Raw genomic sequence first — 22153 nt, 5'->3', positions numbered from 1 at the left:
TTAGCCGGCGAAGGGCAGCGCCCCCGCGAGGACCCCGACCATGAAGGCAGGCAGGGGAACCCATGACCACCAGTTGGTGGGAAAGCCGGGGTGTGGGGTGTCGGCAGCAGGGCGTGGTGGTGGCGCCAGGAACAGGCAGATCAGACCGAAGATCACCAACAAGACGGTCGTCACCGCCGCGCCGGCCAGCGTGTTTCCGAGGAAGACTCCTTCGGGTAGCGCCTCGGTGGCAGCCGCTTCGCGGAAGGCCTCGAGGACGGAAGTGGTACGTGAGGTGCTTGGCAGCCAGCAGATGACAAAGAAGGCGATTGAAACCACCGCAGCGGCAATGGTCGCGAACCGTGCCCCGGGACCGACGACCTTGCGTGCATCGGGGCGCATGAGTCGAAGCCACCCGAGGTAGGCGAGGATTGGAACGACGGTGAAAAGGAGTATTCCCGCGCCGAAGCGGATCAGCTGGATGATGGACAGGGTGCCTGTTTCGGCCGTTTCCGCCCCGGTGACGTCCCCGGCGATGGCCAGGACGGGAGCCCGGAACGCCGCGAACCACAAAAGTGCCACTGCGGAGCCCACCAACGCGGCGATGAGCCGGTTGCGGACCAGGGAAAGATAGGGGTTTCTCATGGCCATGTCGTGGTGATCGTTCCTCGGGCTGGGCGAAGGCTGCGTCATCAGTCTAAGCGGCCCTGCCCGGGGCCACCACCTCCCTGTCGTCGCGGGGAGCTCCCTCAGCCGGGGGCATCTGGTGGGGCCCGCCGGGGTGGGAACCAGCGCGGACGCGATTGAGCGGCAGACGTTAAAAGAGTGAAGCACCGGCCATAGCGGACAAGGAGGCGACAAACCGCTATAACCGGTGCTTCTGATCACTCGCACCTTTGAGAAGGTTCCTTCAGCTTAACCAGCGAAACTTGGAACCACCTGTGCGCCCCGTGTCAGCTCGGTGGGAGTGTCGCCACTCAGTAGTTCGACGGCGGATCGGAGGCTGGGAAGGACTCCTCCTCCCACTCGTCGACGCGCGCGTCGTCGTGATCGTGTTGTGCCCGACGGGCCTTCTTCGCGGCTTCCTCGGCGCTCTCGGGCTTGGCGTCCGGACCGCCCGTGGACAGTCCCTCGGTGTTCTCGCTCATGGCATCCTCCCTCGTTGACGGGGCCTATGCCATCAGTCTGGTCCTGAAACCACGAGGTGTCGAGGTCAGCGCCCGGGCCGGGGCTTAACGAGATGAACACCGACTGGATCGATAGTTGGGGGGAATCATCGATGGTCCAGCCGGTGCTCTCATCACTCGCACCTTCAAGAGGTACTTAAAAACAATAAGGTCCAAAGCTTGGCGTTCGCTGGAAAATGCCGAAGAGCCCCGTGTGAATCACGGGTGGCCGGCCCGACGGGGCCGCCCGATAGCCTGTGGGGATGGCTGAGACGCAGAATCCCCGGGACGGAAGCACCATCTCCTACGACATTTCAGGGCAGGGCCCCGCCATCGTCCTGTTGCACGGTTCGGCGCTATCGCGGGCGATCTGGCGCGGGCTGGGCTACGTCAAGGGCCTCGAGGGGTTCACCGTGGTGCGGATCGACCTCCGCGGACACGGCCGCAGTTCCAAACCCCACCGCCCGCAGGACTACGCCATGGATCTGCTGGTCGGGGACGTGGTGGCCGTGCTCGACGCCGAACAGCTGGCCAGTGCGGTGATCATGGGGTATTCCTTCGGGGCGCGCGTCGCTTTTTCGCTGGCCGCCGCAGCCCCGGGCCGGGTGGAGAAGCTCGTGAGCCTCGGGGGGACGTTCAAGGCGCAGGGCGGCCAGATCGCCGAGGTGTTCTTCGAAGGCTATCTCCAGGCCCTGCGCACCGGCGGCATGCAGGCCTTCGTCGACGGGCAGCAGCTGGATCCGCAGACCCGGTTCGCCTTCATGAACAACGACGCCCGGGCCCTGCACGCCTACTTCGAACGCACCGAAATCGAAGCGGGGATCGAGGAATCGGTGGTCGCCTCGCTCGAGCTGCCGGCCCTGTTGTTCGCCGGTACCCGGGACCGCCGGCGCTACCTCGACTCCCGGGCCGCGGCGGAATTGATGCCGGCGGCCCGGTTCGTCCCCTTGGAGGGCAGGACCCACGGCTCGACGCTGGCTGCCGTCGACGAGGTCCTGGCCCAGCTGCTCCCGTTCCTGCAGGGTGAAGCTACTTATTGAAGGCCGAGAGCCCGGTGATCGAGCGGCCGATGATCAGCGCCTGGACGGTTTCGGTGCCCTCGTAGGTGTGGATGGCCTCGATGTCGGCGAAGTGGCGGGCCACCCTGTTCTTCAGCAGGATGCCGTTGCCGCCGAGCAGATCGCGGGCGTTGGAGGCGATCTGGCGGGCGGTGCGCGTACAGGTGTACTTCGCCAGGGAGGCCTGCGGGCCGGTGAGCTCTCCGCGCTCCTCACGGCGGGTCATCTGCATGACCATCAGCTGCATGGTCGCCAGTTCCGAGTGCATGCGGGCCAGGCGTTCCTGCACGACCTGGGCGGCGGCCAGCGGGCGGCCGAACTGGGTGCGCTGGGTCGCGTACTGCACGGCTGATTCGTAGCAGGCCATGGCATGTCCGACGGCGGACCAGGCGACTCCCAGCCGGGTGGCGAAGAGGACCTTGGCGGTGTCCTTGAAGGAGTTGGCGCCGGGCATGACATGGGTGTCGGGGACGAACACGTTCTCCAGGCGGATATGGGCCTGCCAGATGGCGCGCAGGCTCAGCTTCCCTTCGATGGTGGTCCCGGTGTAGCCCTCCCACTCCTGCTGGACGATGAAACCGCGGACGTTGCCCTCATCGTCGCGGGCCCAGACGACCGTGATGCCGCCGGTGGAGCCGTTGCCGATCCACTTCTTCTCACCGTTGAGGACGTAGCCGCCGTCCACGCGGGTGGCCCGGGTCTCCAGGGAGACCGAATCGGAGCCGTGCGTGGGTTCGGTCAGGGCGAAGGCACCCAGGACCTCGGCCCGGGCCAGCTTCGGAACCCAGTGGGCGATCTGTTCCTCGGAGCCGCAGAAGGCGACCGAGCGCAGCGCCAGGCCCGACTGGACCGCCCCGATGGTGGCGACCGACCCGTCGGCGCGGGAGAGTTCCATGTTCACCAGTCCGGCGGCCAGCGTGCTCATGGCCGGGTGGCCGTCGACGTCGATGCCGTCGCGCAGCAGATCCAGTTCGCCCAGTCGGGTGGCCAGATGGAACGGGAAGTCGGCACGGTCCCAGTAGTCGTCGATCTCTGGACGGACTTCGTCCAGGCCGAAGCGCCGGGCCCGGTCCCAGTAAGCGCGGTCCTCCGCCGGGATGTCCTCGGCGCCGAAGAGGCCGGTGGGGTCGACGTCGACCTCGCCCCAGAGCTCATAGTCGGGCTCGACGACACCGAGCGGGAATTCGGCGATCGGGGTGTCGTGTCCGGGGTGGGGGGAGGTGGTTTCTGAGGTGCTCACGGGTGTCCTTCGGCGTTGCGTGGCCGGCACTGGGAGGTGGCGCCGGTCACGGGGGATCGATCCGTACCAGCATCCATGAAACCGAGGTTCAGGTCAAGACACTCAGTGTCAGGCGGTGGGTGGGGTCCGCCCGGGCTGTTGATCCAGCGCCCGGCGGACGGCGTCGACGATCTGCTCGGGGTCGGTGCCGCTGTTCGACACCGTGACGACGACCTCCGGCCGGGTCGGGGGCGCCCCCGCTGGGGGGGTCTGTTCCTGCAGCCGGGGCAGATGCAGGGCAGCCAGTTGGGCCAGTTCGTCCACGAGTCCGGACCGCAGGCCGGCATCGCAGGTGTTCAGCCAGCTGCGCAGGAACGCGTTGTGCACCGCGACCACCGAGGCCGCATAGGAGGTGATCGCCAGGTTGACGTCGTCCAGGCCCGGGTCCACGTCCAGGGCGGCGCGCAGGCCGCGACGGAAGGCCCGTTCATAGCGATGGGTGCTGACCAGTTCCCGGTCGCGCAGGGCGGGAACCTCCTGCAGCAGTTCGAAGCGCAGCAGCGAGGCCCGGGGCCGGCCGGTGTGGTGATCGAATACGAAGAGGGCGGCGGCGGCCAGCCGGTCGGCCAGCCGGCGTCCGGGGGCCGCCAATTCGCGATGGACCCCGTCGATGACGGTGTCCATGTCCGCGAAGACCATGTCCTCCTTGGAGAGGTAACGGCGGAAGAAGGTACTGCGGCTGATCCCCAGCACCGCCGCCAGCTGGTCCACGCTGGTGGCATCGAACCCGCGTTCGACCAGCAGTCGCAGGGCTTCCTCGGGAACGGTGGCTGTGTGGTCCATGCCGGTGAATCTAGCACGGCCGGCGTTCACCGCCGGCTGGCCTTCCGCCCCGCCGGGGGCTGGAAGAACAAGCAGACCAGTGCCGCGAAGATCGCCACCAGTCCGGGCAGCAGCAGGGACTGGCCCAGGGCCGTGGAGAACGCGCCGTGCAGGAAATCCGGGACCGCCTGGCCCATGGTGGCCGCCGCTCCGGCCGGGGTGGCGGAGGAGCCGTCGCCGGCGCGGTCCGTGCCGGCCAGCACGGCGCTGGACTCGGCACTGATGCGGGCCTCCATGAGGAAGGCGATCAGGGCCGACCCCAGGACGGAGCCGACCTGGCGGGTCGTGTTGTAGACCCCGGAACCTGCCCCGGCGGTGGCCTGGCCCAGATCGCGGGTGGCCGTCAACGAGACCGAGGGCCAGATGCCGGCACTGCCGATGCCCATGACCACCGGGGGCAGCAACAACACCCAGAACGGGATGTCGGGGCTGAGGATCAGCCCGTAGACCACGATCCCCCCGCCGAAGAGCAGGAACCCCGGAACGGCCAACAACTTGGGGTCGATCCGGTTGGTCAGCTTGCCGGCGAAGGGGGCCAGCACCCCCGAGACGATCGCCATCGGGGCGATCATCAACGCCGAAAGCGTCGGGCTCAGGCCGCGGACGGATTGCAGGTAGAGGATGATCGGGAAGTTCAGCGCAATGATGGCCAGGCCCATGGCCGTGATCGCGACATTGGCCAGCGAGAAGTTCACGTTGCGGAACAGGCCCAACGGCACCAGGGGTTCGCGCCGGTTGAAGCGCTGCCACACGATGAATCCGGCCAGCACCACCAGCCCCGCGATGATCAGGCCCCATACGGTGATGGGACCGATGATCGTTCCCCAGTCGTAGGTGTTGGCCTCCTGGATCCCGAAGACGATTAGGAACATGGCGATCGCCGAGAGCGCGACGCCGAACAGATCGAAGTTGCGGCTGTGCCGGGGCAGCTGGGGGACCTTGAGCCAGACCCGCCAGATGGCCAGGGCCCCGACGGGGACGTTGACGAAGAAGATCCATTCCCAGCTCAACGTGTCCACCAGCACGCCGCCGAGGATGGGCCCGGCGAGGGTCGCGACCCCGGCCACGGCGCCCCAGACGCCCATCGGTGCACCGCGGCGTTCGGCCGGGAACATGCGGGTGATGAACGTCATCGTCTGCGGGGTCAGCAGGGCCGCGCCCAACCCCTGGGCCACCCGGGCGGCGATCAGCATGCCGATGCTCGGCGACAGGCCGCACCACAGCGAGGAGAGGGTGAACAGGGCCAGACCGATCAGGTACAGGTTCTTCGGGCCGAAGCGGTCGCCCAGCCGCCCGGCCACGAGCAGCGGGACCGCGAAGGCCAGCAGGTAGGAGCTGTTGACCCAGATGACGCCGTTGATGCCGGTGTCCAGGCCGCGCATGATCGCCGGCATGGCGGTGGCGACGATGGTGGAGTCCACCAGGATCATGAAGAAGCCGATGACCAGCGCCCAGAGCGCGGACCAGGCGGCGCGGTCGTCGGGGGCGGTCGGGGCAGGTCTTTGGGGGTTGGTCACCGGTAGAGGATACTCCGGTGCCCGGGCCCGTGTCGGCTCAGTCCCAGCACACCGTTCCCTCGATGCAGGTGACCACGTCCCCCGAGACGCGGATGCCGCCGTCGTGCTCCGAAAGCCCGACGTGTCCGGCCCGTCCCAGCCGGGTCCCCTGGCGCACCGTGTAGGAGGGGGCGACGAGTCCTGCCGGGATCATCCACTGGGCGATGCCCGCATTCAGGCTTCCGGTCACCGGGTCCTCGGGCATCCCCTCGCCCGGGCAGAAGGCCCTGACCTCGAAGTCGGCAGGGATGGGCCGCACCGCGGTTTCGAAGGCGGCGGAGTCATCGGCCGGTAGGAGCGGTTCGAGTTCGGCGCGGGTGCCCTTCGGGCGTTCCCCGTCCCTCCGCGCAGCGGGCACCGCCTCAACGGCAGGGACCAGATGCGGGCCGATGATCCCGATCTCCAGGCCCTCCAGTGCCACGAAATCCGGTTCCACGGCCAATACCGCCTCGGCGTCGTGGAGCATCAGCACCGCCCATTGCGGGCCGTTGGCCACCCATTGGTGGGCCACGACGTCTGCGGCGCGCAGCCCCAATCCGGCCAGTGCCCACTCCAGGACATCGTCTTCCAGGGGGCCGGTACGGCGCAGTGGAGGGGACAGGAAGGCCAACTGGTGCCGGCCCTGCCCGTCACGGTCCCCGGTATGGACCTCGATGAGTCCGGCGGCACATTCCTGGATGACCACCCCGGGGCGGCGGGGGCGGCCGCCGGCCTCGAGCCAGGCGTGGGCGGTACCCAGCGTGGGGTGCCCGGCGAAGGGCAGTTCCGTCGTGGTGGTGAAGATCCTCACGCGGTAGTCGGCGCTCGGGTCGGTCGGGGGCAGGACGAACGTGGTTTCGGCGAGATTGGTCCAGTTCGCGAAACGCAGCATGGCCTCCTCATCCAGGCCGTCGGCATCGAGCACGACGGCCAGGGCATTGCCCAGATAGGGGGTGGAAGTGAAGACGTCGACTTGGCGGAACTGGCGTTGGGGCATTGCGCCATGGTGGCACACCGAAGCCGGCGGAGAAGGCCCCCGCCGGCTTCGTGACGTACGGTTGCGGGCATCGAAAACATCACCACCGGTGGGCGACGTCGATGACCAGCCGTGAACCGGTGCCGGGCCCGTCCAGGACGAAGGTGCGGAAGGGCAGGCGGGCGCGGACGCCGAGTCCGAAGGAACTCCGGCCTTCAAAGCTGCCCAGATAGGCCACCTGGCCGAACGTGCGGTAGCCGGTCACGTCGGCTGCCTTCGTGCGGTGGGCGGGGGCGTAGGAGGTGCTGGCAGGTGAGGCCACGAGGATCTGCAGATCGGCGGCGCCGGTCAGCGGCACGCGCCGGCCCTGGCCTTCGGTGCGGACGGCGTTCACGTATTTGACGTCGTATCCCTTGACCTTGCCCTTCAGATCGACGACGAGCCGGTCGAAGCAGGCATGCTCCCCGGTGCGTACCCCGGTGACCCGGGCCGAGGAGGAAGACCCGTGGGAGTCGGCGAGCGAACCCCAGGTGATGCCGCAATACGGTGCGGTGGTGGCTGCTGCGGCAGGAAGTGCGGGGGCCAACCCCAGGCCCGCGACCAACAGTGCCCCGGCCAGGCCGACTTTGATGGCCTTCATGATGGTGTTCCTTCCCAGGAATGTTGCGGTGGATGATGCCTCCATGATGCGCCCGGGACGAGACCGGGGGAAGTGGTTATTCACTTTGGTGCACCAATGTGATGCGGGAGTGGAAAAGGAAGGGAATCAGCACCGTTAAGGCGTCAAAACGGCGGCATTTCGGGTCCGTGGAACGGGCTGGATCCGCGCAGCGGACAGCCGGATCACGATCAGGGATCCCGGGGGGCGGCCCTCCCGGGCCGGCCCCCCGCGCCGGGCCCGGCATCAGACCCTGGTAGGAGGGGGCCGTCGAAGGTTCATCTCAGCGGTTGATCCGCCGGACCCCGGTGGGCCCGGAGACTGGATCCATGCCTGAAAACACACCGACCCCCGAGGACGAGGCGCTCCGATCCGCCCCCGGCGTCCTCTCCGCCATCAACCTGAAGAAGGCCTTCGGCGCCACCGACGCATTGGGTGGCCTGGACCTGGAGCTGCGGCGGGGGGAGTCCGTGGCCATCATGGGGCCCTCCGGCTCCGGGAAATCGACGCTGCTCCACACCCTGGCCGGCATTGAGGCCCCCGATATCGGCTCCGTGCACTTCCGTGATCCGGCAGGGGCCTCCGGCGCCGTGGACATCACCGCGCTGGGTGAAGGGGCCCGCTCCCGGTTGCGTCGGCAGAGCTTCGGGTTCGTCTTCCAATCGGGATTGCTCATCCCCGAACTCACCGCCGTCGAGAACGTCGCGATGGCCCTGATGATCACCGGCATCCCCCGGTCGACCGCGGTGCCCCATGCCGCCGAATGGCTTCAGGCACTGGGGCTGGCGGGCCTGGAGGAACGTCGGATCGGCCAGCTCTCCGGGGGACAGGCCCAACGGGTGGCCATCGCCCGGTCCCAGATCACCGGGGCCACGGTCACCTTCGCCGACGAGCCGACCGGCGCCCTGGACTCCGCCACCTCCTCAGAGGTCCTCGAGATCCTGCTCCAGGCCACCATCGGCCGCGGGAACACCCTGGTCATGGTCACCCACGACCAGGAGGTGGCCTCGCGCTGCCACCGCATCATCCACCTGCTCGACGGCAGGATCCGGCACGACGCCGATGCCTCCGCGGCCCGTCCGGGGGCCCGGGCATGAAGGCCTTCTCCCTGGCGTGGTTGCTGGGCCGGCCGGTCCGCGGACGGTTGGGACCCCAGCTGCTCACCGCCTCCGCCTACGCCCTGACCGCGGCCCTGCTGATGCTCGTGGCGGCCGGGGGATGGTCCTTCACCGCCGTGCAGGACGAACTCAGTGGGCTTTATCTGGTGCTGGCCGGTCTCGCCGTCGCCTTGTTGGTGGTGCCGTTGGCGGTCCTGGGTGCTGCGGCGGCGCGCCTATCGGCCCGCTCCCACGACCAGCGGCTGGCCACCGTCCGCCTCCTGGGCGGCACCCCCGCGCTCGCCGCCGCGGTCACGGTCATCGAATCCGCTGCCGTCGCGCTCGCCGGGGTCCTGAGCGGGGTGGTGTTGTACCTGCTCGGGGCCCCGCTGGTGGGGCTGCTGCATTTCCGGGGGCAGGCGATCGGCGCGGCGATGTTCATGCCGGTCGGTACCATCGCCCTGCTGGCGCTGGCCGTCGTCGCCGTGGGGGTGGTCTCCGCGGTGGTCGGGTTGCGCCGGTTGAATGTCTCCCCGCTGGGTGTGCGGACCCGCGCGGCAGCACCGGGCGCACGGTGGATCCGGGCGCTGATCGCCGGAGTCGTCATCGTCACGGCGTTCACGGCCCTGCAGTTCCTCTCGGCATTCCGGGATTTCGCGCTCATGATCGCGGTGCTGATCGGGGCCTTCGCCGCCGTGCTGGCGGTGCTGAACATCGTGGGCCCCTGGGCGGTGCGGCTGCTGGCCGGACATTCGCTCACACGGGCACAAACCCCCGAACGACTGCTGGCCGCGCGCATGATCCTCGAATCCCCGGCGGCGGCGTGGCGACAGGTCTCGGCCGTGGCCATGACCAGTTTCGTGGCCGTGCTGGGTGGGTCCGGGGCCGCGTTGATGAAGGCCTCGGTCACCGAGGAGTCCGCGGCCGGGGACCGGGCCCTGGCCCAGGACATCTTGACGGGGGTGGTGGTGACGGTCCTGGTCTCCTTCATCGGCGTCTGCTGCTCGGCGGTGATCAACCAGTGCGCCCAGACGCTGGACCGCCGGGAGCTCTATGTGAACCTGGGCCGGCTGGGAATGGATGCCGCCACGATGGACCGGGCCCGGGTCCGTGCGGTGATGGGGCCGTTGCTGTGGGTGTGCCTGGGGTCGGCCCTGATCGCAGGGATCCTGCTGCTGCCCCTGGTCGGCGTCGCCCTGGTCCTGTCCCCGCTGACGATCCTCGTCGTGGTGGGGACCCTGGCCGCCGGGGTGGTGGCGGTCCGGGCCTCCGTGGCATTGGCCGGCGCACGACTGGTTTTACACAGTTCCTGAACGGGCCCGCGTATTACCCGGAAACACGGAGCCCGGCAACCCGGAAAAGGTGACGAGAATAACATCAGGCTCAATGTGCGTTATCTACTCAGGGTGGGCTAAGTTGGACCGAAGTCCCATTCAACGGCCCGCACGGGCCGCCTCATACGAAAGGAACATATGTCCTCCCTGAAACTGCGCCTGGGAGCGCTACTGGGCGCTTCGGCCCTCGCTCTGACCGCCTGCGGCGGATCCTCCGACGCCTCACCGACGGCTTCCGACGCCAGCACCGTGAGCGTTGAAGACAACAACGGAACGCAGACGGTGCCTAATCCGCCGTCCTCGGTGGTCGCCACCGACAACCGGACGTTCGAGACCCTCTCGGACTGGGGCGTGGAACTGACCGCCGGGGCCGTGGCCCTGATGCCGGAAACCATCGACTACACGAAGGATGACTCCATCGTGGATCTGGGCAACCACCGCGAACCGGATCTGGAAGCCGTCGTGGCCGCGGAACCCGATCTGATCGTCAATGGCCAGCGCTTCGCCCAGTACCACGAGGACTTCGCCTCGCTCGTCCCCGATGCCACCATCCTCGAACTGGACCCCCGCGAGGACGAACCCTTCGACGCCGAGCTCAAACGCCAGACCGAGGTGCTCGGCGAGGTCTTCGGCAAGCAGGACGAGGCACAAAAGATCAACGACGACTTCGACGCCGCCATCGAGCGGGCAAAGGCCGCCTACGACGACAGCGACGAGGTCATGGCGGTCATCACCTCGGGCGGGGACATCGGCTACTCGGCGCCCTCCAACGGACGCACCCTCGGGCCGGTCTTCGACATGCTGGACCTGACCCCGGCACTGGAAGTCGACGACGCCAGCGACGACCACCAGGGGGACGACATCTCCGTGGAGGCGATCGCCGACTCCAATCCGGATTGGATCCTGGCCATGGACCGCGATGCGGCGATCGCCGCCGACGATGCCGACTACCAGCCGGCCAACGAACTGCTGACCTCTTCGGACGCACTGGGCAACGTCACCGCGGTCAAGGATGGCAACGTCATCTACATGCCGGCCGACACCTACACCAACGAGGGGATCCAGACCTATACCGAGTTCCTCAACACCTTCGCCGACGCCCTCGAGGGCTAGCCGCGGCGCGCACCCATGACCACCAGCACCACCGGACGCGGCGTCGGCCGGAAAGGCCGGCTCTTCGAGCCTTCCCTTCTGGTCGGCGTCGCCGTCGTCGTCGCCCTGCTCGGGTTCTCCCTGCTGACCGGGGTCTATGACATCTTCGGGGCCGAGGATGGGGGGAGGATGTTCGCCATCACGCGCATCCCGCGCACCATGGCCCTGGTGCTCTCCGGGGCCGCGATGGCGATGTCGGGGCTGGTGATGCAGCTGCTGACCCAGAACAGGTTCGTCGAGCCCACGACCACCGGGACCACCGAATGGGCGGGACTGGGCCTGCTGACGGTGATGATCCTCGCTCCCGGAGCAGGCATCATGGCCAAGATGATCGGGGCCATCGTGGCCGCCTTCATCGGAACGATGGTGTTCTTCCTCTTCCTGCGCAGGGTTTCGCTCAAGGCCTCCTTGACGGTGCCCATCGTGGGGATCATGCTCGGCGCCGTCGTCGGAGCCATATCCACGTTCATCGCGTTGCAGACCGACATGCTCCAGAGCCTGGGCATCTGGTTCGCCGGCAGCTTCACCTCGGTGCTGCGCGGACAATACGAGGTGCTGTGGATCGTGGCCCTGGTCGGGGCCGCCGTCTTCTGGGTGGCCGACCGCTTCACGGTGGCTGGGCTCGGCGAAGAGGTCGCCACCAACGTCGGGCTGGACTACAACCGGATCATCCTGCTGGGCACCGGACTGATCGCCGTGGCCACCGGCATCGTGACCGTCGTGGTCGGAAACCTGCCGTTCCTCGGGCTCATCGTGCCCAATATCGTCTCCATGTTCCGCGGGGACGACCTGCGCGGGAACCTGCCGTGGGTCTGCCTGCTGGGCATCGGCATCGTCACCGTCTGCGATCTGATCGGACGCACGATCATCATGCCCTTCGAAGTTCCCGTGTCGTTGATCCTGGGGATCGTGGGGGCAGTGGTCTTCATCGGCCTCCTGTTGAGGCAGCGTCGACATGGCTGATACCGCTTCCCCTCCACGGCTGGCTGCCTCCCCCCGGCGCCGGGGCCCCGAGGGGCCCCCGCGCAACTCCTCCGCCTTTCCCACCCGACGGGCGCGCCGGCGGTACCTGATCGTGGTCACCGTGCTGTCCCTCCTGGCCGTGGGCTTCGGCGGCGGACTGCTGATCTGGGACAACCCCATGCCCGCGGGTTCGTCTGGTTATTGGCGGATCGCCGAACTGCGCGGCACGAGCGTGGTGGTCATGCTCGTCGTCGCCTGCTGCCAGGCCATGGCGACCGTCAGTTTCCAGACCGTGACGAACAACCGCATCATCACCCCGTCGATCATGGGTTTCGAATCGCTGTATGTGGCGGTCCAGACCGCTGCGGTGTTCTTCCTGGGGGCCGCCGGGGTGACCGCGGTCCAGGGGCTGCCGCAATTCGTGCTGCAGGTGGTGGTCATGGTGGGGCTCTCGCTGGCGCTCTACGGCTGGCTTCTCTCGGGGAAATACGCGAACATCCAGGTCATGCTGCTGATCGGCATCATCATCGGCGGCGGACTGGCGTCGGTGTCCACGTTCATGCAGCGTCTGCTCTCGCCGAGCGAATTCGATGTCCTCACCGCCCGGCTGTTCGGGTCGATCTCCAACGCCGACGCCGGGTACCTTCCGGTGGCGATCCCGCTGTGCCTGGTCGCCGGGGTGCTGTTGTGGGCGAACTCGCGGAACCTGGACGTCGTCGCCCTGGGCCGGGACACCACGATGAACCTGGGGCTGGACCACCGGCGCATGGTCATGCGGACCCTGTTCCTGGTCTCCCTGCTGATGGCCACCTCCACCGCCCTGGTGGGCCCGATGACGTTCCTGGGTTTCCTCGTGGCCACCCTGGCGTACCAGATCGCCGATACGCACGACCACCGCCTGGTCTTCCCGGTGGCCGCGCTCATCGGGTTCGTGACCTTGTCCGGGGCCTACTTCATCATGAAGAACCTCTTCTACGCCGAGGGGGTCGTCTCGATCATCATCGAAGTCATCGGCGGCTCGCTCTTCCTGTATTTCATCCTGCGAAAGGGTCGGCTGTGATCACGCTGAACGACGTCCGCAAGAGCTATGGCAACGGCACCGAGATCGGGCCGGTCAGCTTCGAGATCCCCGTCGGGGGCATCACCGCCCTGGTCGGCCCCAACGGTGCCGGCAAATCGACGCTGTTGACGATGATCGGGCGCCTGCTCGGCCTGGATGCGGGGGCCATCGAAATCGCCGGCTACGACGTTTCCACCTCGGCCTCGAAGGACCTGGCCCGGATCGTATCGATCCTGCGGCAGGAGAACCATTTCACTACCCGGTTGACCGTGCGCCAACTGGTCGGCTTCGGCAGGTTCCCGCATTCGCGGGGCCGGCTGACGGTGGTCGATGAGCAGGTCGTCTCCCAGGCCATCGACTTCCTGAATCTGCGCGAACTGGAGGGCCGCTACCTCGACCAGCTCTCCGGCGGCCAGCGGCAGCGCGCCTACGTGGCGATGGTGCTGGCCCAGGACACCGAATACGTCCTGCTCGACGAACCGCTGAACAACCTGGACATGCGGCATTCGGTGCAGATGATGCAACATCTGCACCGTGCCGCCCGGGAACTGGGCAGGACCATCGTGGTGGTCATCCACGACATCAACTTCGCCGGACACTATGCCGACCACATCTGCGCCGTGAAGGACGGGCAGGTGGTCGACTTCGGGCCCCCGGAGCAGATCATGACCAACGCCGTGCTCAGCAGGGTCTTCGACACCCCCGTGGAAGTCATCGAGGGGCCCCGCGGCCCGCTGGCCGTCTACTACTGACCGGTAGGGTTTCTCCCGCACTTGCGTAAACAAGGGCCCCGGCCCGGCATCGCGATGATGCCGCGGCAGGCTCAGCGGTGGACGGATCTTTGACAATCACAATATTTGTGAACTGTAAACACTCCATTTGAATATCTAATTATCAGTTTTCAAACAAGACTTTCAAATATGGTCAACTCGTGCTTATCATCCGTAGCGTGCCCCGGATCGGCTCAAGGTCGAGCTGCCGGGCACACCACAGAAAAACGAAGCAAGGAGTGCAACATGGGTAAGAAACCCATCAGATTGACCCGCGCAGTGGTCTTGTCCACGGCAGCGTTCGTAGGATCCTGTTCGCTGATCGGCGGGCTGACCGGCCTGCCGGCCACCGCCGCGACACCGACGTCCGGGCCGACGGTCTCGAACACCGTCGCGGTCGCCGCCGACGCGAACACCGCCCAGGCCGCGACCGGCGCCCTGGAATCCGGGACGAGCTACGACCAGTTCATCGTCTCCTATAAGGACTCGGCGAGTTCCGCGACGAAGCAGGCCCGCGTGAACTCCATGGGCCCCGCCGCCAAGGAAGCCGGCGTCTCAGTGAAGGAACTGCGCCCCACCGCCACCGGCGGCCACGTGTTGCAGACGAACGAGAAACTCTCCACCGCCGAGGCGAAGCAGTTCATGCTCGACGCGGCCAAGACCGGGACCATCGACTCCATTGAACCGGATGCCATGATGACGATCGCGGCGACCCCCAACGACACCCACTACGGGCAACAGTGGGACTTCCACGGGTCCAACGGCATGCGCACGCCATCCGCGTGGAACTACTCCACCGGCAGCGGGGCCGTGGTCGCGGTCCTGGATACCGGCATCACCAGCCACTCCGACCTGAACGCGAACATCCTGCCCGGCTACGATTTCGTCTCCAATGCCTCCGCGGCCCGCGACGGAAACGGCCGCGACTCCAACCCCGCCGACGAGGGCGACTGGGTCAACCCCGGTGAATGTGGTTCGGCCAACGGCAGCAACTCCTCCTGGCACGGCACGCACGTCGCCGGCACCGTCGCCGCGGTGACGAACAACGGCAAGGGAGTCGCCGGGGTCGCCCCCACCTCCAAGATCGTCCCGGTGCGGGTGCTGGCCAAATGCGGTGGCTCGCTCTCGGATATCTCCGACGCGATCGTCTGGGCCTCGGGTGGGAACGTCTCGGGCATTCCGTCCAACCCCAACCCGGCTGATGTGATCAACATGTCCCTCGGTGGTGGCGGAGCATGCGGCTACACCTACCAGAACGCCATCAACTCGGCCGTTTCCCGGGGGACGTCCGTCGTGGTGGCCGCCGGCAATGAATCGCAGAATGCCGCCAACTCCCGGCCGGCGAACTGCAACAACGTGATCACCGTCGCGGCCAGCAACAAGTCCGGCTCGCGGGCCTTCTACTCCAACTACGGTTCGTCCGTGGACGTCACCGCCCCCGGTGGCGACACCTCAAGCCGTGGTGGGGGAATCCTGTCCACGATCAACTCCGGACGGACGACCCCGCGCGGTGAAGCCTACGCCGAGTTCCAGGGCACCTCGATGGCTGCCCCGCATGTTGCCGGTGTGGTGGCGCTGATGCGCGCCAACAGTCCCAACATGAGCCCGTCATCCGTGGAATCCTCGCTCAAGGCGGGGACGCGCGCCATGCCCGGCGGCTGCTCGGGTGGCTGTGGGGCCGGCCTGGTCGATGCAGGGCAGACCCTGTATTCGCTCGGGTACTAATCCACGGTAGGACCTGCAATCCGCTGGCCGGGACACCGTCATCACGGTGTCCCGGCCAGCTTGCCGTCGTACCGGTGGTGACGTGTCGGCTCAGCGGCCGCGTTGGGCCAGACGGGCCACGAGGGCATCCGGGGCGACCCGTGCCAGGAAGGTGATGATCTTGTACTTGGTGCTGGGGATGGACACCGAACGGCCGGCCATGGCGTCCGTCAGCCCGCTGCGCACCACCTCTTCGGGTTCCAGCCACGACCAGGAGGGGATGGATTTCTTGTCGATCTTCATCCGGTCATGGAATTCGGTGTGCACGAATCCGGGGCAGATGGCGGTGACCGAGATTCCGCGGTCGTGGTAGAAGACATTGGCCCACCGACTGAAGTTCACCAGGAACGCCTTGGACGCCGAGTAGGTGCCGCGAGGAGTGAAGGCGGCGACGGAAGCGACGTTGATGATCCGCCCGCCCCCGATCTTCGCCATGGCCCGCAGGGCGGCGTGGGAGAGGATCAACGGGGTGCGCACGTGGATGCCGACATGGGCCAGCTCCTCGGCCAGGTCGTTGTCGGCGAAGTTCCCGGCCATTCCGTATCCGGCATTGTTCACCAGGGTGGTCACCGGATTGGTGGAGTCGGCCAGCCGGTTGGCGACCTGCTGGACGCCGGCCTCGGTGACGAGGTCGGCGCTGATCGTCTGCACCTGGACGGCGTAGCGGGCGCTGAGGCTCTCGGCGGTGGCATCCAGTCGTTGCTGGTCACGGGCCACGAGGACCAGGGAGTACCCCTGGGCCGCCAGTTGCCGGGCGAACTCGGCGCCGAGTCCCGAGGTGGCTCCGGTGATGAGCGCGGTCACGGTCGGCTGGGCGGAGTAGTGCGTCTCGGGGTGCTGTGTGGGACTGGCCATGCCTTGACTGTAGCGGGGCGTGCGATTCAGTCCAAGGAGGCTGCGCGGGTGAGGCGAAATCGTCACCGGAGCACAATAGGGCACTAGAACTTTGTGTAATACCGACCACCAAGGCTAGCCTAACTACATCAGGATTTTCCGGGGGTGTCCCGGATAAGGATCGTCAGGGAGACCATCGTGGATTCACGCTGCTTCAGGGGCAGGACCCCGTCTTGCCGGGGAACTGAGCCACGTGCCGGTGGGTAGGGGCCTAGGGGGCCGGGGTGGTCCCGGACAAGTAGTGCAGCTGGGCCTTGACCGAATGCTCTGCGGCCCCGCGCACCGCGGGATCGATGTCGGCATAGACCAGATCCGTGACCTCGGCCGTCCCCGGCCGGCCGGAGGGATCAGCGGCGGCCAGCCGGGCCACGGCGTCACGGACCTGCTCGAGACGTTGGAGCCGATGGGCCGTGTACTGCTCGATGACGGTACCCAGCTGCGGATGCGTGGGGCCGTGGGCCGGAAGCATGAGCGCCGAGCCGAATCCGGACAGGACATCGAGGCTGGCCAGGTAGTCACCGAGCGTTCCGTCGGGGAAGTCCAGGATGGTCGTCCCACGCCCCAGGATGGTGTCGCCGGTCAGGACCGAACCGTGGGGTCCGTCGTCGGGCAGCAGGAAGCACAGCGAATCGGAGGTATGCCCGGGGGTGGCCACGACCTGGACCCTGATCCCCGCCGCGGTGATCACTTCCCCATCGCCCAGGACCGGGGCCTGCCGACAATGGTCGGCCAGGGCCGCCCGCACCGGGGCCCCGGTCAGTTCGTGCAGGCGGTCGATGCCCTCGGTGTGGTCGGGGTGGCGGTGGGTGATCAGCACCAGCTCGACGCGTCCGGCAGCGGCCAGGGCCTGCAGATGGTCCTCGTCGGCGGGCCCCGGGTCCACGACCACCACCGGGCCGGTCCCGGCTCCTGCGGCATGCAGGAGATAGGAATTGGTGCCCTCCAACGTCATCGGACCGGGATTCGGTGCCGTGATCAGATCGGCGCAGGAGCTCACGTGCTGGATGGGGGAAGGCGTCGGCTGTGGCATGCCGACAGTCTAGGGCAGCCGAGACGACGTTTCCCCCGCCACGACCTCGTGGGAACCCCCTTCAACCCAAGGAACACATGCAGAGCCTGACGGCAGAGAACCTGTCCTTGTCCCACCCTTCCGGCGCCATGCTCACCGACCTGAGCGTGGAGATCCCGGTCGGGGAGATCACCGTGGTCATCGGCCCCAACGGCGCCGGCAAATCCACGCTGCTGCGCGGACTGGCCGGAGCGCAGGAACCGGATTCCGGAACCGTGAGGATCGGTTCGACCGAGCTGCACGACCACCCGGTCGATGACCTTGCCAGCATCCTGTCCCTGCTGCCGGAGACCCCCGGGGGCCATGAAGCCAGCGCCGCACGGGCACGGATCTCCGACGTGCTGGCCCGCGGATCGGAGGTGTTGCTGCTGGACGAGCCGACGGCGCATCTCGATATCGCCGGGCAGCTCGAGGTCCTCGACGCCATCGCCGAGGTGAACCGCCGGTGCGGGACGACCGTGGTCATGGTCCTGCACGACCTCGGCCTGGCGGCCCGCTACGCGGACCGGATGCTCGCACTGGTGGCAGGACGCATCATCGCCGCCGGGCGCCCTTCGGAGATCCTCACGACCGAACTGGTCCACGAGGTCTTCGGACTCCGGGCCCGGGTGATTCCCGACCCGGTGGCCGGAACGCCCCTGATGGTGCCGATCGGACGCCACCGGTTCCGCCGCCCCGACACCGGCCGAGCCGGGCCACCGCCCACCAGGCAGCCTGCCGGACCACGCCCGAGGCCGGAGACGCCCCTGGAATCCGTGGTCGTCCCCACCGTGGCCCGCCCCGCCGTGGACGTCTGCCCGACGCTGGCGTTCAGCCTGGAGGTCGTCGACGTCCAGGAGCTCGGGCCCGGGTTCCGCCGCCTGACCCTGGCCGGGCCGGAACTCGAACACTTCGGTACCGGCGGGCATCCACTGGACCTGCGGATCAAGGTCCTGGTGCCGCCGGCGGGCGAGGAATCCGTGGCCCGCCTGCGCACGCTCTTCGCCGATCTGGCCCCCGGGGGCCGGATCACCCCGGAGGATTCGGCCGGCTGGTACCGGACCTGGCTGGCCCGGGACCCCGCCGAGCGCGGATCCATGCGCACCTATACGGTGCGTTCCTTCCGCCCTGCAGGCCATCCCGGCAACGCGGGGCCGACCCCGGAACTCGATCTGGACTTCGTGTTGCACGTGCACCGGGAAAACGGCGTCCTGGTCGGCGGGCCGGCCTCCGTCTGGGCGGCGGAGGCCGCCATCGGCGACGACGTCATCATCCTGGGACCCAATCGGGCGCTCTGCGGGCCCGACTACGGGGGTATCGAATTCCGGCCCGGCAAGGCGCGACGGATCCTGCTGGCCGGCGACGAGACGGCGGCCCCGGCGATCTGTTCGATCCTGGAATCACTGCCCCCGGGGATCACCGGGGACGCCTTCATCGAGGTCCCGTCCGTCGAGGACATCCAGGGTTCCTTCACCCGTTCAGGGGTTGCCGTGCAGTGGCTTCCGCGCGGCATGCAGGCCCCGGGCACGTTGCTGGAGACGGCCGTGCGTTCGGCGATCGCGCTCCCGGGGGCCGGTGCCGTGGACCCGGGTGACGAGTTGGAGGACGTGGATGTCGACGAGGGCATCCTGTGGGAGACGACGGCCGGAGCCGGCCAACCCTTCTACGCCTGGCTCGCCGGCGAGGCGGGGGTCATCAAATCGTTGCGTCGTTATCTGGTCCGTGAGGTTGGAATCGACCGCAAGCAGGTCTCCTTCATGGGGTATTGGCGTGCGGGCCGGGCCGAAGCCTAGGGATTGATCCGCGTCGTGGCTCGTCACGCAGGACGGGATTGACTTCCGCCGTGGGAAAATATGGGAATGATGCACACCCAGGTCCGCCGGGCCATGACCGAGGATTGGCAGGCGCTGCGTGCGGTGCGGCTCCGGGCACTGGCGGACGCGCCGTCGCTCTTCAGCTCCACGTGGGAACGCGAGTCCGCTTTCGGTGAGGAGCGCTGGCGTGAACGGGCGGAACAAAGCAACTGGTTCCTGGCCTGGTCCCCGCTCTCGACCGGCCTCGCCACGCAGCTGGCTGACGGACTCGCGGGAACGGTCCTGCGGCCGGGGACCGGAGGCTGTGAACTCATCGGCATGTGGGTTGATCCGGCGGTGCGCGGACTGCACGTCGGCCGGGAACTGGTCGCCGCCGCTGCCGGCTGGGCCCGCCGGGCCGATGCCGGACGATTGGATCTGTGGGTGGTCGCAGGGAATCATGGCGGCCACGAGTTCTACCGGCGCCAGGGGTTCCTGGAAACCGGGGAACACCAAGAGGTTCCCGACCGCCCCGGTGTGGTGGAGCTGGGCCTGACGCTGCCGCTCATCTGATCAGCCCCCGCCGGGGAACCAGCCCCTGGGAATCAGGGCCGGGACGGTGCGTCCAGGTACCTGACCTGCGTCAGTTCCTCGGAAAGCTCCCACAGCCGGCCGGCGGCCGCCGGATCCCGGGCCGCCTCCGCCCGCTGCGCGAGGCGGGGCGCCCCGCGCCACTCCCCGGGACCGCCTGGACCGTAATATTCCCCGCCGCGGGCGCTCGGATCGGAGGCCGCACGCAACGTCGGCCGGGCCCCCTGGGCCGGTCGGGGCATCACGGCGTTGAACAGGGCCCGGGCCGGACGCAGGGAGGGCCGGTCGAAGACATGGCCGAAGAGGTCGGTGCCCACCACTCCCGGATGGGCGGCGACGGCGATCGTTTCCTGGCCGGCGGCCCGCAAACGCCGATCCAACTCGTCGGTGAACAGCAGGTTGGCCAGCTTCGAGCGGTTATAGGCGGCCACGGGGGTGTAGCCACCCTCTTCGAACAGGGGATCGTCGAAATCCATGCGCCCGCCCCGGTGGGCCAGGCTGGACAGCGACACGACCCGGGAGCCTGGCACCGCCGCCAGGAGATCCAGCAGCAGGCCGGTCAAGGCGAAATGGCCCAGGTGGTTCGTGCCGAATTGCAGTTCGTACCCCTCGGCGGTCAGCCCATACGGGGTCATCATGATGCCGGCGTTGTTGACCAGCAGATCCAACCGCTCGTGGGTGGTCAGCACCGTCCGGGCGAATGAGTGGACCGTGGAAAGGATCGACAGATCAAGCTGGATGACTTCCGTGCGCAGCTCGCCGACGGAGGCCAGCAGCTCCGGTCTCAGCCGGTCGGCGGCAGCCCGCCCCTTGCCCGGATCCCGGCACGCCATCACGACGTGGGCGCCATGCAGGAGCAGCTCCCGGGTGGTGGCGAGCCCCAGGCCGTTGTTCGCGCCGGTGACCACCGCCGTCGTGCCGGTGAGATCGCCGATATCGGTGGTGCTCCAGGACCTGGTGCGCGGCATGGGCTCCTCCTGCTGGTCGGCTCACATGGACGGCCCCAGTCTAGGGCCCGGGCAGGACCTGCCCCTCGATCCCGCAGGCGATCCCGGGGCGACAACCGCCCGTGCTGTGGTGCATCCTGAAGGAGGGGAGCATCCAGGCGAAGGGCGGGCAGGCATGGCAGCGGAACCATCCAACGGCAACGCGGCGGGGACCATCTGGACCCTGGGGCATTGGACCTGTCCGCCGGAGGTCGTGGCCGAGACGTTGGAATCGGCCGGGATCGAATTGCTGGCCGATGTGCGCAAGATGCCCGGATCGCGGCGGAGCCCACAATTCGATGCGGATCAGATGCCTGCCTGGTTGGCCGACATCGGCATCGAATACCACCATGTGCCCGAACTGGGAGGCCGTAGGCCGCGGCAGCATGGCATCGACCCGAGGGTCAACGCCGGGTGGCAGAACGCCAGCTTCAAGAACTATGCGGACCATACGCTCACCGAGGAGTTCGCCACGGGCCTGGAGCGGCTGATGCGGTGGGCCCGGGACCGGCGGGTCGTGGTGCTGTGCGGGGAGCCGATGCCCTGGCGTTGCCACCGGCTGCTCATCGCCAACGTGCTCGCCGCCCGGGGGTGGACGGTGGTGCACCTATCCAATACCGCGAAGCCGACCGAGCATGAACTCGGCCGGTGGGGAGCCGAGCCGAGGGTGCACGACGACGGCGTGGTGACCTACCCGGCACCGGGGCAGTGACTTTATCTGTGCCACCTGCCTACAGTGAAAGAGGGCCCCGCGGAGCAGTGGAGCCCGGAGCCGGTTGGTGGTCATCCCCGTGCGCAACGGGTGCGGAGGTGTCGGCGCCAGCCGCACCCTAGGAGAGGACCCCACCATGTCAGACGATCTCTTCCCCAAGGCCACCCCTGCGGTGGCCAAACGTCGCAAGGAACTGACCCCGGACGCCACGCAGGCCTTCGAGGACTTCAGCAAGGCGGTCTTCGCCGAGGGCGCCCTGGACGAGCAGACCAAACAACTGATCGCCGTCGCCGTCGCCCATGTCACGCAATGCCCCTATTGCATCGAAGGCCACAGCAAACTCGCCAAGCGCAAGGGCGCCACGGCCGAGCAGATCATGGAAGCCATCTGGGTGGCCGCAGAAATGCGGGCCGGCGGCGCCTTCGCGCACTCCACCATCGCCCTGCATGCGATCGGGGAAGTCCCCCACCAGCACTGACCGGCGGCACCGGGCCGGTGGACGCCGCCGGGGTCCGC

At 67.9% G+C, this 22153-nt stretch carries 22 protein-coding genes; 12 read left to right on the top strand and 10 right to left on the bottom strand.

The window, feature by feature from the left end:
* Both ACT3S6_RS14820 and ACT3S6_RS14815 read right to left on the bottom strand, forming a co-directional pair.
* Positions 1-630 (bottom strand): hypothetical protein, encoded by a 630-nt coding sequence (locus ACT3S6_RS14820; protein WP_444555594.1) that lies wholly within the window; start codon positions 628-630, stop codon positions 1-3.
* A 326-nt stretch (positions 631-956) separates the two neighbouring features.
* Positions 957-1127, bottom strand: coding sequence for a hypothetical protein (locus ACT3S6_RS14815; protein WP_444555593.1), 171 nt, complete (start codon positions 1125-1127; stop codon positions 957-959).
* A 281-nt stretch (positions 1128-1408) separates the two neighbouring features.
* Between ACT3S6_RS14815 and ACT3S6_RS14810 the strand changes: the two genes are divergently transcribed.
* A complete protein-coding gene (locus ACT3S6_RS14810) occupies positions 1409-2185 on the top strand; it encodes an alpha/beta fold hydrolase (RefSeq protein ID WP_444555592.1) in 777 nt (258 codons plus the stop codon).
* On the opposite strand, the gene ACT3S6_RS14805 is transcribed toward ACT3S6_RS14810, so the two are convergent.
* From ACT3S6_RS14805 to ACT3S6_RS14785, 5 genes are all read right to left on the bottom strand, one after another.
* Complete coding sequence (locus tag ACT3S6_RS14805; protein ID WP_444555591.1) at positions 2175-3443, bottom strand: acyl-CoA dehydrogenase family protein; 1269 nt, start codon at positions 3441-3443, stop codon at positions 2175-2177. The two genes, ACT3S6_RS14810 and ACT3S6_RS14805, sit on opposite strands and share 11 nt — an antisense overlap.
* Before the next feature lie 108 nt (positions 3444-3551).
* A complete protein-coding gene (locus ACT3S6_RS14800) occupies positions 3552-4265 on the bottom strand; it encodes a TetR/AcrR family transcriptional regulator (protein WP_444555590.1) in 714 nt (237 codons plus the stop codon).
* A gap of 26 nt (positions 4266-4291) precedes the next feature.
* On the bottom strand, positions 4292-5821 hold the full coding sequence (locus ACT3S6_RS14795; RefSeq protein ID WP_444555589.1) for a DHA2 family efflux MFS transporter permease subunit: 1530 nt from the start codon (positions 5819-5821) through the stop codon (positions 4292-4294).
* A 37-nt stretch (positions 5822-5858) separates the two neighbouring features.
* Positions 5859-6836: a PhzF family phenazine biosynthesis protein gene (locus tag ACT3S6_RS14790; RefSeq protein ID WP_444555588.1), complete on the bottom strand. Its 978-nt coding sequence runs from the start codon at positions 6834-6836 to the stop codon at positions 5859-5861.
* Positions 6837-6915: 79 nt separating this feature from the next.
* Entirely contained in the window at positions 6916-7455 is a 540-nt protein-coding gene (locus ACT3S6_RS14785) for an AMIN-like domain-containing (lipo)protein (RefSeq protein ID WP_444555587.1), read from the bottom strand.
* A 347-nt stretch (positions 7456-7802) separates the two neighbouring features.
* Between ACT3S6_RS14785 and ACT3S6_RS14780 the strand changes: the two genes are divergently transcribed.
* The 7 genes from ACT3S6_RS14780 (at position 7803) to ACT3S6_RS14750 (ending at position 15574) form a co-directional block, all read left to right on the top strand.
* The gene (locus ACT3S6_RS14780; protein WP_444555586.1) at positions 7803-8570 is read left to right on the top strand and encodes an ABC transporter ATP-binding protein; all 768 of its coding nucleotides are present in this window, start codon (positions 7803-7805) and stop codon (positions 8568-8570) included.
* Positions 8567-9883, top strand: coding sequence for a permease (locus tag ACT3S6_RS14775; protein ID WP_444555585.1), 1317 nt, complete (start codon positions 8567-8569; stop codon positions 9881-9883). Before ACT3S6_RS14780 ends, ACT3S6_RS14775 begins: the two co-directional genes overlap by 4 nt.
* 159 nt (positions 9884-10042) lie before the next feature.
* Positions 10043-11017 carry a siderophore ABC transporter substrate-binding protein gene (locus ACT3S6_RS14770; protein WP_444555584.1) on the top strand — a complete coding sequence of 325 codons (975 nt, stop codon included), beginning with the start codon at positions 10043-10045 and terminating at the stop codon, positions 11015-11017.
* A gap of 15 nt (positions 11018-11032) precedes the next feature.
* On the top strand, positions 11033-12019 hold the full coding sequence (locus ACT3S6_RS14765; RefSeq protein ID WP_444555583.1) for an ABC transporter permease: 987 nt from the start codon (positions 11033-11035) through the stop codon (positions 12017-12019).
* The gene (locus ACT3S6_RS14760; protein WP_444555582.1) at positions 12012-13079 is read left to right on the top strand and encodes an iron chelate uptake ABC transporter family permease subunit; all 1068 of its coding nucleotides are present in this window, start codon (positions 12012-12014) and stop codon (positions 13077-13079) included. The genes ACT3S6_RS14765 and ACT3S6_RS14760 overlap by 8 nt, the downstream gene beginning before the upstream one ends.
* Positions 13076-13831, top strand: coding sequence for an iron ABC transporter ATP-binding protein (locus tag ACT3S6_RS14755; RefSeq protein ID WP_444555581.1), 756 nt, complete (start codon positions 13076-13078; stop codon positions 13829-13831). Before ACT3S6_RS14760 ends, ACT3S6_RS14755 begins: the two co-directional genes overlap by 4 nt.
* A gap of 264 nt (positions 13832-14095) precedes the next feature.
* Complete coding sequence (locus tag ACT3S6_RS14750; protein WP_444555580.1) at positions 14096-15574, top strand: S8 family peptidase; 1479 nt, start codon at positions 14096-14098, stop codon at positions 15572-15574.
* 90 nt (positions 15575-15664) lie between these two features.
* On the opposite strand, the gene ACT3S6_RS14745 is transcribed toward ACT3S6_RS14750, so the two are convergent.
* Complete coding sequence (locus ACT3S6_RS14745) at positions 15665-16468, bottom strand: SDR family NAD(P)-dependent oxidoreductase (protein WP_444555579.1); 804 nt, start codon at positions 16466-16468, stop codon at positions 15665-15667.
* Between the two features lie 250 nt (positions 16469-16718).
* Positions 16719-17537: an MBL fold metallo-hydrolase gene (locus ACT3S6_RS14740; RefSeq protein ID WP_444555578.1), complete on the bottom strand. Its 819-nt coding sequence runs from the start codon at positions 17535-17537 to the stop codon at positions 16719-16721.
* A gap of 77 nt (positions 17538-17614) precedes the next feature.
* On the opposite strand from ACT3S6_RS14740, the gene ACT3S6_RS14735 reads away from it, so the two are divergent.
* Together ACT3S6_RS14735 and ACT3S6_RS14730 are read left to right on the top strand one after the other, a co-directional pair.
* Entirely contained in the window at positions 17615-19348 is a 1734-nt protein-coding gene (locus ACT3S6_RS14735) for an SIP domain-containing protein (RefSeq protein WP_444555577.1), read from the top strand.
* A gap of 66 nt (positions 19349-19414) precedes the next feature.
* Entirely contained in the window at positions 19415-19921 is a 507-nt protein-coding gene (locus ACT3S6_RS14730) for a GNAT family N-acetyltransferase (RefSeq protein ID WP_444555576.1), read from the top strand.
* A gap of 32 nt (positions 19922-19953) precedes the next feature.
* Here the strand turns inward: ACT3S6_RS14730 and ACT3S6_RS14725 are convergent, their stop codons facing one another.
* Positions 19954-20907, bottom strand: a complete 954-nt coding sequence (locus ACT3S6_RS14725; RefSeq protein WP_444555575.1) for an oxidoreductase — start codon at positions 20905-20907, stop codon at positions 19954-19956.
* Positions 20908-21061: 154 nt separating this feature from the next.
* On the opposite strand from ACT3S6_RS14725, the gene ACT3S6_RS14720 reads away from it, so the two are divergent.
* The gene (locus ACT3S6_RS14720) at positions 21062-21637 is read left to right on the top strand and encodes a DUF488 domain-containing protein (protein WP_444555574.1); all 576 of its coding nucleotides are present in this window, start codon (positions 21062-21064) and stop codon (positions 21635-21637) included.
* Positions 21638-21773: 136 nt separating this feature from the next.
* Complete coding sequence (locus ACT3S6_RS14715) at positions 21774-22115, top strand: carboxymuconolactone decarboxylase family protein (protein WP_444555573.1); 342 nt, start codon at positions 21774-21776, stop codon at positions 22113-22115.
* Positions 22116-22153: the final 38 nt, after the last annotated feature.

Origin of the sequence: Arthrobacter sp. AOP36-C1-22, from assembly GCF_052377515.1 — a bacterium.
Taxonomy (GTDB): domain Bacteria; phylum Actinomycetota; class Actinomycetes; order Actinomycetales; family Micrococcaceae; genus Arthrobacter_H.
Note: the sequence above shows the minus strand (reverse complement) of the source record. Positions and strands in the feature narration are given on the sequence as shown.